Origin of the sequence: Clostridium psychrophilum, from assembly GCF_018861705.1 — a bacterium.
Taxonomy (GTDB): Bacteria; Bacillota; Clostridia; order Clostridiales; family Clostridiaceae; genus Clostridium_AD; species Clostridium_AD psychrophilum.
The window spans coordinates 1-10,997 of record NZ_JAHLEC010000106.1; the positions used below are offsets into that span (position 1 = coordinate 1).

The window sequence follows — 10,997 nt, forward strand, 5'->3', positions numbered from 1 at the left end:
TGGCCTGAAGGTAACACCCGTTCCCATACCGAACACGAAGGTTAAGCTTCAATGCGCCGATGGTACTGCAGGGGTAACCTTGTGGAAGAGTAGGTTGTCGCCAGGTAATAAGAAAACACTAAGTTTAATTTAGTGTTTTTTACTTTTTTGTAAATAAAATAGCAGTAGTTTGTATTTGGTTAATTTACTTGAAGCTAGATTTTCAGAAAACATTTATATTTTTATCTGGTGAATCTAGTCTGAAGGTAACACCCGTTCCCATACCGAACAGGTCGGTTAAGCTTCAATGCAACCATGGTACTGCAGGGGTAACCTTGTGGAAGAGTAGGTTGTCGTCAGGTAATAAAAAAACACTAAGTTTAACTTAGTGTTTTTTACTTTTTTGTAAATAAAATAGCAGTAGTTTGTATTTTGTTAAATTTACTTTATTTTAGCTCTGAACTAAATGATGTATCTACTGTAAAAAATTCACCTTTTTCCATTAAAATATGACCTGATGCATAGGGATTACCTTCTACAGTGAGATAAACTTTATTTGTATTGTAATACATTCCAATAGTATTAGTCACACATTGTAAAACCTGAACTTCATATCCAGCTCCTATATTCATTTCAGTAACGAACTCTTTTGTAAAGTCCACATAGGCCATACCGTCTTTATTTAAATATAAACTTTTTATTTTTGCGTTGGGACTAAGAACCCTAAAGATATTACCTTTTGGTAAAATTTTATAAGCTGTTTCAATTTTTAACCTTGTTAGATCATTAGTTTTAAAGTTGACTTGTTTTTTTATAAAATTAAGAGCGATTTCATCTACATTTGGGTAATAAAATTCTAAGGATTGTGTTAATGAAATGTTCTTCTCTATTTTACTCAGCAAAGATAAAACCTGATTAACCTTTGATAATAAAACTGCTCCAAGTAAATTACCATTTGATATAAATATTGTTTTGACTAATCCAATATTTGCAGCATAATAGTCTAAAGTCTTCTCTGTTTTATTCTCTGTAGTAACCTCAAGTGTTTTATATTTACCAACAGGGGTAGTTACTTCAACATTCACATTTGATATATACCGTTTCCTATTACCGGTAATGGTCCAATTGGTTCCTTTTATTAGGGGTTCTTTCAACAAAACTTCTGTATCGTTACTAGGATTTTGGGTTAAATTATCTCTATAATGACATTCATTTCTAGATAGTATAACAGTTAATTTGCCATCTCTATTTTCTATTACTTTAACCACTTCTGTAGCATCGTTGTTAGATCTTAGTTGAACCCGGTTTCCGATCAAATAATCTACTAAAATGGTATAAGAGGCATATTTATTTCCAATACCTTCATAAACATATTTAGTGTTTTCTTTAAAGAAAAAATAATTTTTTATAGTGTCTAATAAATCAAGTGCTTTATCAATAGCAGTCCAGGTTTTGTTGCCAACGATTCCATCTACAATTAATCCTTTAGATTTTTGAAATAATTTAACAACTGTAGTGGTTTTAGGCCCGAATATTCCATCTATTATCCCAGGGTTATAGCCAAGTTTAGCAAGTGAATGCTGAAGATATCGTACAGTTTCACCTGTGCTTCCAATTTTTAAAATAGAGTTTGCCATTATATTTTCCTCCAATCTTGTAAATACAATAGATAAAAAAGTATATAAAATTAACAAATGCAATAAATTTTTTGTTCACGGAGTTGTGTATATATAAAACAACTAAAAACCTATGTTCAACGCATTTTAATCTATAGGTTTTTAGCTTTTAATAAATTTTTAACATAAATTTTTAACATAACTTTCTAAATTATAATTTAACTATTTTAATTCTCAATGTTTCAATTTGTAATGATTTACCTTGAGTGCCTGCCAATTGACCGCTTTCCTTCCAATTTTGCCAACCAATAGTTTGAATATAAACTTGATATTGTAATTTATAACCGCTTAGTATTTTTTTAATAAATATAGTTATAGCTTCAATTCTCTTAGCTTGACCCATTGTACCCTCAAATTGTCCTTCAATTTTACCTACAACATCACCAATAGTTTGAATATAAACATTATATTTTAGGTCTACATTATCAATAGTAATTGCTATAGCTTCAATTCTTTTAGATTTACCAACGGCTCCTATAGTGCAATCGTTAACACCGCTTAAATTTACAATCCCAATACTTTGTATATTTGCAAACATATTTATATTGAATTGTATAGATTGTGGATTTTCAAGTGCATTCCAGGTATTATCCCCAACGACTCCATCCACGATTAATCCTTTAGATTTTTGAAACAATTTAACTGCAGTGTCGGTTTTAGAGCCAAAGATTCCATCTATTGGTCCTGGATTATAGCCAAGTTTAGCTAGTAATTGTTGAAGAGATTTTACAGCTGTTCCAGTACTCCCAATTTTTAGTATAGGATGGGTTATTGGTAGAGATTGAAGCGCTTTATTAATAGCAGTCCAGGTATTATTCCCCATGATTCCATCCACAACAAGTCCTTTGGATTTTTGAAACAATTTAATTGCAGTGTCGGTTTTAGAGCCAAAGATTCCATCTACTGGACCTACGTTATAACTAAGTTTAGTCAGTGATTGTTGAAGAGAGGTTACATCTGCACCTGAGCTTCCAAGCTTTATAATAGATTGTGCCATTTTATTCTCCTCCAATTTTATAATTTAGTTACTCTAATTCTCAATGCTTCAATTTGTAGTGATTTACCTTGAGTTCCAGCCAACTGGCCGCTTTCTTTCCAACCTTGCCAACCAATAGTTTGTACATAAACTTGATATTGAATCTTATAACCGTTGGGAATGCTTTTAACAATCATAGTTATAGCTTCCATTCTTTTAGATTGACCCATTGTACCCTCGAATTCGCCAGCAATATTACCTATAATATCACCTATATCTTGAATATAAACATTATATTTTAGGTCTACATTATCAATAGTAATTGCTATAGCTTCAATTCTTTTAGATTGGCCAACTATTCCTATAGTGCAATCATTGATACCACTTAAAATCACATTCCCAATAGTTTGTACATGTGCGAACATATTTATTGTAAATTGTTTTGATGAGTCTATTTTATGATTAACAATACCCTCTGCAATAGCTTTCCCAATGGCATCATAGCCTACTGACTTATAGGTTTTGACATCCTCTGTAGCTTGTACAAAACAAACTTCAATTATCATGGCATGCATGTTTGTACGTCTAATCTCGAACAAATATTGGCCATTCCATCCATTTTTTGTACCTCTGTTTTTAAAGCCCAGTTTGTTTAAATTGTTTAGTATTCTATTTGCTATAACTACAGTTTGAGCGATGGTAGGGCTTAACCATATTTCACTTCCAATTACTCCAGTAAATGGTTTAGTAACACTGTTAAAATGGATTGAGGCAAATAAATCTACTTTGGCATTATTTGCAGTATTTACGCCATAATTTAAGTCGGCATTTACATCACTGTTACCAGGAGTTACATCAAGAACTTCATTATTATCTAACCTTAAATATTTAATTACAGCATCTTTTACTTTTCTATCTTCAATTAATTCATTGATGATGCCATTTGCACCAGTAGCTTGCGCGTTATGGCCACCTCTTATTGCTATTTTCATATGATTTACCTCCTACTTATTTCTAGTGATAAACTATGTGATGAATATAGTTTAGTAATCTTAATTACTATTTTGTCATGGCGTTTTTACAAGTGCATCAAGTTTATTAGCTATAATGTTTATAGTGTAATTAACAGGTAGCCAATTTATATAAAAAATACAAACTGGCTACTAAGATAATCTTAATTCATTTTTCATTCTACATATTTTACTTTATTTTAATTCAGAACTAATTGATAAATCTACAATAAAGGCTTCATCTTTTTTAAAGAGAACATGACCTGAAGCATATGGAATGCCTTCTACGGTAAAAGAAATTTTATTTACACTATAATATCTTCCAACAGTATTAGCAATACATTGCAAAACCTGAACCTCATATCCAGAACCTGTATTCATTTCGCTAATAAGTTCCTTTGAAAAGTCCACATAAGCCATACCATCTTGATTTAAATATACACTTTTTATTTTTGCATTAGGACCAAGCGCCCTGAATATATTTCCTTGTGGTACATCTTTATAAGCAGTTTCAATTGCTATTCTTGTTATATCATTAGTTTTAAAAGTAAGTTGCTTGTATACAAAATTAAGATTGATCTCGTCTACATTAGGGTAATAAAATTCTGCTGATTGAGTAAATAAAAAATTATTCTCAATTCTGTTTAATGTTGATGAAATTTGACTAGACCTATATTTGCTACATAATAGTCTAAAGTCTTATCCGATTTATTCTCTGTGGTAACTTCGAGTGCTTTATATTTACTTAATGGGGTGGTTATGTCAACTTCTACATTGGAGATATATCGTTTTTTATTGCCTGTAATGGTCCAGGTAGTTCCTTTGATTAATGGTTCTTTTAATAAAATTTCTGGATTATTACTAGGCATTGTGATTAAATTCTCTCTATAATCAGATTCCCTAGATAATAACAGAGTCAACTTTCCATCTTTATTTTCAATTACTTTAACTAGATCTACGCCACCATCAAATGCTCTTAGTTGAACATGGTCAGCAGTTAAATAATCTACTACAACTGAGTAAGAGGCATATTCACTCCATTTTCCCTCATAGACATATTTTGTATTTTCTTTATAGGAAAAATAGTTATCAATAGTAAATAGTAACTTGAGTGCATTATCAATAGCAGTCCAGGTGCTGTATCCTACGATTCCATCAATAACTAATCCTTTATCCTTTTGGAATAATCTAACTGAGGTTTCAGTTTTAGAACCAAATATACCATCTGTTGGACCTACGCTATAGCTAAGTTTAGTCAGTGATTGTTGAAGATATTTTACATCTTCACCTGTGCTTCCAATGCTTACAGTAGACCGCGCCATTTTATCATCCTCCAATTTTTAACCTGTATTTAAAACCATATTTTATTTTAGTTCTATACTATTTTTAAAATCAACAATGAAAGGTTGACCTTTTTTCATTTCAATATGACCTGATTTATAGGGGCTACCCTCTATAGTTATATAGACTTTGTTTATACCATAATATTTTCCAAAAGTATTAGTAATACATTGCAAAATCATGCTTTCATAGCCAGATCCTGCATTCATTTCACTAACAAGTTCCTTTGTAAAATCAACATAAACCATACCGTCTTTATTTAAATATAGACTTTTTATTTTTGCATTAGGACTAAGAACTTTAGATATATTACTTTTTGGCAAAACTTTATAAGCAGCTTCAATTTTTATTTTCGTTATATCATTAGTTTTAAAAATCAGTTGCTTTTCTACAAAATTAAGATTAATTCCATTTACATTAGGGTAATAAAACTCTAATGATTGGGTAAATGAAACATTATTTTCTATTTTTTTTAACGAAGATGAAACCTGACTACCATTAAATATAAAAATCGTTTTAATTAAGCCAACATTTCGTGCATAATAATCTAAAATTTTAGTTGTTTTACCAGTTGTAGTAACCTCAAGTGCTTTATATTTTCCCAAAGGCGTGGTTATTTGAACCTCCACATTTGATATATATCGTTTTCTATTGTTATCAAGGGTCCAGGTGGTTCCTTTTATTAGGGGTTCTTTTAACAAAATTTCTGCCTTACTAATAGGACTATTAGTTAAATTTTCTCTATAATAGCATTCAGCTCTACTTAGTAGCATGGTCAACTTGCCATTTTTATTTTCTAAAACTTTAACTATTTCTGTACCGCCATTATTGGTTCTAAGCTGGATACGATTTCCAACTATATAGTCTACTAAGACACTGTATGAGGCAAATTCATTTCCAATACCTTCATACACATATTTTGTATTTTGTTTAAGGGGAAAATAGTCCTTTATAGTAAATAACAATTTGAGCGCATTATCAATAGCAACCCATGTTTTATTCCCCACGATGCCATCAACAACTAATCCTTTAGTTTTTTGAAATAATCTGACTGCTGTATTAGTTTAGAACCAAATATCCCATCTATTATTCCTAGGTTATATCCAAGTTTAGTTAATGATTGTTGAAGGTACATTACAGCTTCACCAGTGCTTCCAACTTTTATAAGAGGTTGTCCCATTTTGTATTCCTCCAAATTTATATTTTTTTGAAAACAAATAAACTATACGCCATAGCTGGGATTTTTGAGAATCATGAAATAAAAATATAGTTAATATTTACACTAGTATATTATGATTTTTTAAGAAATTTGTGACAAAGGGTGAATATAACATAGGAGGGAGGAATGTCAAAATTGAGATCTATTAAATGGTAGTTTGCAATTTTATATATGTAATAAGATTAAATAATATTTTTTTAAAATTTTAGTTGTTAAAATAATTATTGGAGTATTTAAATAAATTAGAATACTTCAAATAAACTAGAATAAATTTAATATAGAATAATTTAAAAACAAAATGCTAATTTAGTTCATGTAACTTAATGAGAAGCTATTTGTAGAAGCATATTCTAATAATTATAATGATAGGAGTATATATATGAAAAATAAACCAATAAAAATAGTTGTATCAGGAGATATATGTATAAATTTTGTGCAAAGAATAACTTATCCTTTAAGTGATATAGGACTTAATTGGCAAACTCATTCAAATATGCATATTAATTTAAAACCAGGTGAAGCTTTACTCTTATCAAAACTAGTAGCGCTGTCTACAGGACTATCTGTACTATCACCACAGATAGATGATATACAATTAATTAAACCAGGGGAGTACCTTAGCTCTACTGCAGAAGTTGAACTTTTTCCTATATTTGATGATAAAAATAATAAGGGAAGAGTATATAGGATAAAGCGTCTTATGGGTTTTACAGGACCAGTATCTGCACAATCTAGGCTACTTCCGATTATTAATGACAATCCTAATGCAGATATAATCATAATAGATGATGAAAATAATGGATTTAATTCTAATGAAAAGTTTTGGCCTTTAGCCTTAAAGTCGTTGGGTAAATCACCAATTATCTTATATAAAATGAGTAACCCTATTGATTCTAGTGCACTTTGGAAACATCTACAAAAGATGCACAACGAAAAAACTATAGTGATTATAAATGTTGATGACTTACGTTCTAAGGGAGTAAATATAAGTAAAAGCCTTTCTTGGGAAAGAACAGCGCAAGACTTTGTTTGGCAAATAAATAATAATCCAAATCTTGCTTTCCTTGCAAATTGCAGTCATCTTATAGTACCTCTTGGTCTAGAAGGTGCAATTTACTATAGGACTGGAGACAAACCTGAGATAAGATTATATTTCCTTCCTTATGAGTTTGAAGGAGGTTTTATAAAAAAATCGCAAGGTCAGATGTATGGGCTTACATCTTGTTTTGTTGCAGGGCTTGCAAGTGAAATTGTATCAGGAAATCAAGATAACGAAGAGATATCAGAATCAATAAGTACAGGTATACGTCAAGGAACTATTTGTGCTCAAAAATATTTTATAGAGGGTTTTGGTGAGGATGTTTCCAAATCACCGTTTCCAAATTCGTCAATATTTGTTGAAAGAAAAGATGATTTTATATTTAGTGATAATATTCAGGATGTATTAGTACCTTCTGAGGTTAATACTAAATGTCAAGATTGTTGGTACATCTTAAAGGATAAAAGTTCTACTAATTTGGAAGAGATAGCTTATGATATTGTTAAAAATGGAGTTGCAAGTGCACTTAAATTTATACCAATAGCACAATTTGGCAGGCTAACGACAGTGGATAGGGCAGAAATAGAAAGCTATAGAAGTATAAAAAATCTAATGCTTGAATATATCTCAACGAAAAACACAGTACGGCCTCTTTGTATTGCTGTATTTGGGACTCCAGGGTCAGGAAAATCCTTTGGAATACTAGAAGTAGCTAATAGTATTGCTTCAGATTTAATACAAAAGATAGATTTTAATTTATCTCAGTTTAGTACACCTCTTGATTTAGTAAATACTTTTCATAAGGTGATAGATATTGCACTTGGTGAAAAAATTCCCTTAGTTTTTTTTGACGAATTTGATTCTGTTCTTGAAGGAAAGCTCGGTTGGTTAAAATATTTTTTAGCACCTATGCAGGATGGTGTATTTAGAGAAGGGGACTCTGTTCATCCTATTGGAAAAGCTATTTTTGTATTTGCCGGTGGAACAAGTAGTACTTTTAAAGGCTTCTGTGGTGAAAATCTCAAAGATGAAAAAGAACAAAAAAAGTTTTTACTTGAATTTAAAAATGCAAAGGGACCTGATTTTATAAGCAGATTAAGGGGTTACGTAAATATTCTTGGACCAAATCAAACAGATGATAAGTGGGATCAATTGTTTATAATTAGAAGAGCAATGCTTCTTCGTTCATTACTTGAGCGTAAAGTGCCTCATCTTATAAATGTTAAGGGAGAGATGCAAATAGACAATGGGGTATTACGAGCACTTCTTAAAATCCCATGATATAAGCATGAATCAAGGTCTATGGAGGCAATACTTGAGATGAGTATGTTAACTAATACTAAAAAATGGGAACAGTCTGATCTACCTTCTAAAGAACAGCTAAAATTACATGTAGATGAAGAATAATTTTTACGCCATTTAATGCATGACGCATTTTATAGTGAAAAAATTGAAACTCTTTCAATTGCTATATATGAAAGATATAAAATCCTTAATGAAAATAACGGTAATATGAAGAAAAGTGTGACAATGAAATGGCAGGATCTTAGTGAAGAACTTAAAAAAATTAGTCGGGATAAGGCTAAAAATATTCCTAATGCTTTACTTAAAATTAATTATGATGTTGTTTCTGTTAAAGAAAAACCAGCGTTTATAGAATTTACAATAAAAGAATTAGAAATTTTAGCTGAAAATGAACATATGCGCCTATATTCTATAAGAAAGAAATCTGGATGGAAATATGGTGAAGTTAAGGATAGTGAATTAAAGATAGATCCAAGGATTGCGCCATGGTACAAATTGTTAGAGGAGGATAGAAAAAAGGTATACCTAATTGTTAAGATATGGCCAGAAATACTCTCTGAATCTAACTTTAAAATAGAAAGATTAAATTGCTTGTCTCAAAGTGGAGTTAAGCTTTAACAAAAGATTATCAAAGTAAAGTAAAGTAATGTATTCTTATTAAAGAAATACAACCAATTGAAACTCCAATGCAGTTGTTTGATGGGAGTCTCAATTGGTTATATAAACTAGTTTATAAATTAGTATATCTTATTAACTTTATATCCACCTTTGTTTAATGTCTTTATAATGTTATTTACATGATTATGACCATTTGTTTCTACAGTAATCTCAAGTTGAACGTGCATGAAACGGTCATTAGTTTTAAACTGATTATGATCGAGCTTAACTACATTTGCATTTGCTTTTGCGAGAATTGTTGAGACTTTAACTAGTTCGCCCGGAATATCTGACATTTCTATACTAAAGCAGAATAGTCTACCTCTCGATACCAATCCTCTATCTATCATTGATGAAATTGTAACAACATCAATATTTCCTCCACTTAAAACGCATGCAACCTTTTTACCTTTTTCTTTTATTTTTTTGAGCCCAGCAAAAGACAATGCTCCAGATGCTTCTGCAATAAGTTTATGTTTTTCTAAAAGAAGAAGAAAGGATTCCATTATGTCAAAGTCTGAAACTGTTACAATTTCATCTACATAATTTTTTATAATCTCAAAGGGTATAGTTCCTGGCTTTTTTACAGCGACTCCGTCAGCTATAGTATTAACTGTTTCAAGGTTGACAATTTTATTGTTATCCATAGATTCCTTCATTGCTTTTGCGCCTTCAGGTTCAACACCAATTATTTTAATGCTAGATTTCAATGCTTTTGCTGCAAGTGCAATGCCTCCGATTAATCCTCCACCACCAACAGGAACAAGGATACAATCTATATCATTTATCTCTTCGATTATTTCACAAGCTATAGTACCTTGACCATACAGTACATCCAAGTCATCAAAGGGATGTACAAAAACATAATTATTTTCTGCTTGTAATCTCTTTGCTTCGGTATTAGCTTCATCGTAACAATCGCCGTATAAAACTACAGTTGCACCATAGCTTTTAGTGGCTTCAACTTTGATAAGCGGTGTTGTTTTAGGCATTACAATTGTAGCGTCAATACCTAATTTTTCAGCTGAATATGCAACCCCTTGGGCATGGTTTCCAGCAGAAGAAGCGATTACCCCTCTTTTTCTTTGATCAGGAGTTAATGTACAAAGCTTATTATAGGCTCCACGAATTTTAAAGGCACCAGTAATTTGTAAGTTTTCAGGTTTAATATAAACGGAATTGCCAGATTCATTACTAAACACATCGCTATATATAAGAGCTGTTTTTATACAAACACCTTTTATGCTTGCTTGTGCCTTTTGAATTTCTGATAGATGATATTCTAATGATTTTGTTGCTAGTTTTTGCATATTTAAAACCTCCAATTTATTTAGTTATAATAATATTTACAAAAAAACTCGCCCTTGGAAATAAATCCAAGGGCGAGTATAAATCGCGGTACCACCTTAGTTGTATCTAAAAAAAAGATACATCTCTTTTCGGTTCGTTAAAACCTAAGCCTTTTATCGGGGCTCACCGGCTTACCTTACTTTATTCAGGAAAGCAGCTCAGGAGTGATTTTTATTTTTTTACTAGTATCGATTCTCAGCAAAATTCGATTCTCTGTAACTAAGTTTAAAAAATAATATTCTCCATCTTCGCAATAATTATATTCTTAATTTAAAAAGAATCTTAACATTAAATATTCTAAATGTCAATAAAAGATGAAGTGATATATCTTATGTTTATGATCGAATTGTGATAATGTCCTATTATACCGAATTTGATTATGTCCCAAAAAGAATATAGTATAATAAAACCTCATGACTAAGAAATGAGGTGGACAAAATCAGAA

At 30.9% G+C, this 10,997-nt stretch carries 7 protein-coding genes, 2 rRNA genes, 2 pseudogenes and 1 other annotated feature; of the genes and pseudogenes, 3 read left to right on the top strand and 8 right to left on the bottom strand.

Features of this window, described 5'->3' with window-relative positions:
• Together rrf (KPL38_RS15770) and rrf (KPL38_RS15775) are read left to right on the top strand one after the other, a co-directional pair.
• A 5S ribosomal RNA gene (gene rrf / locus KPL38_RS15770) occupies positions 1-106 on the top strand; the annotation flags it as partial.
• A 118-nt stretch (positions 107-224) separates the two neighbouring features.
• Positions 225-341, top strand: a 5S ribosomal RNA gene (gene rrf, locus KPL38_RS15775).
• Positions 342-425: 84 nt separating this feature from the next.
• Here rrf (KPL38_RS15775) and KPL38_RS15780 read toward each other — a convergent pair.
• The 7 genes and pseudogenes from KPL38_RS15780 to KPL38_RS15810 form a co-directional block, all read right to left on the bottom strand.
• On the bottom strand, positions 426-1,616 hold the full coding sequence (locus KPL38_RS15780) for a peptidoglycan-binding protein (RefSeq protein WP_216290120.1): 1,191 nt from the start codon (positions 1,614-1,616) through the stop codon (positions 426-428).
• Between the two features lie 190 nt (positions 1,617-1,806).
• Positions 1,807-2,652 carry a peptidoglycan-binding protein gene (locus tag KPL38_RS15785; RefSeq protein ID WP_216290121.1) on the bottom strand — a complete coding sequence of 282 codons (846 nt, stop codon included), beginning with the start codon at positions 2,650-2,652 and terminating at the stop codon, positions 1,807-1,809.
• 17 nt (positions 2,653-2,669) lie between these two features.
• On the bottom strand, positions 2,670-3,623 hold the full coding sequence (locus KPL38_RS15790) for an N-acetylmuramoyl-L-alanine amidase (RefSeq protein WP_216290122.1): 954 nt from the start codon (positions 3,621-3,623) through the stop codon (positions 2,670-2,672).
• 213 nt (positions 3,624-3,836) lie between these two features.
• A complete protein-coding gene (locus KPL38_RS15795; protein WP_216290126.1) occupies positions 3,837-4,301 on the bottom strand; it encodes a GerMN domain-containing protein in 465 nt (154 codons plus the stop codon).
• A complete protein-coding gene (locus KPL38_RS15800; RefSeq protein WP_216290123.1) occupies positions 4,286-4,963 on the bottom strand; it encodes a peptidoglycan-binding domain-containing protein in 678 nt (225 codons plus the stop codon). The genes KPL38_RS15795 and KPL38_RS15800 overlap by 16 nt, the downstream gene beginning before the upstream one ends.
• Before the next feature lie 42 nt (positions 4,964-5,005).
• Complete coding sequence (locus KPL38_RS15805) at positions 5,006-5,989, bottom strand: GerMN domain-containing protein (RefSeq protein WP_312884246.1); 984 nt, start codon at positions 5,987-5,989, stop codon at positions 5,006-5,008.
• Between the two features lie 36 nt (positions 5,990-6,025).
• Positions 6,026-6,162: pseudogene (locus tag KPL38_RS15810) on the bottom strand (peptidoglycan-binding domain-containing protein); the annotation flags it as partial.
• Between the two features lie 418 nt (positions 6,163-6,580).
• Here KPL38_RS15810 and KPL38_RS15815 point away from each other — a divergent pair.
• Positions 6,581-9,163, top strand: a pseudogene (locus KPL38_RS15815) (Ryanodine receptor Ryr).
• 119 nt (positions 9,164-9,282) lie between these two features.
• On the opposite strand, the gene ilvA reads toward KPL38_RS15815, so the two are convergent.
• Positions 9,283-10,512: a threonine ammonia-lyase gene (ilvA, locus tag KPL38_RS15820; protein WP_216290125.1), complete on the bottom strand. Its 1,230-nt coding sequence runs from the start codon at positions 10,510-10,512 to the stop codon at positions 9,283-9,285.
• A gap of 65 nt (positions 10,513-10,577) precedes the next feature.
• Positions 10,578-10,810, bottom strand: a binding site (T-box leader).
• Positions 10,811-10,997: the final 187 nt, after the last annotated feature.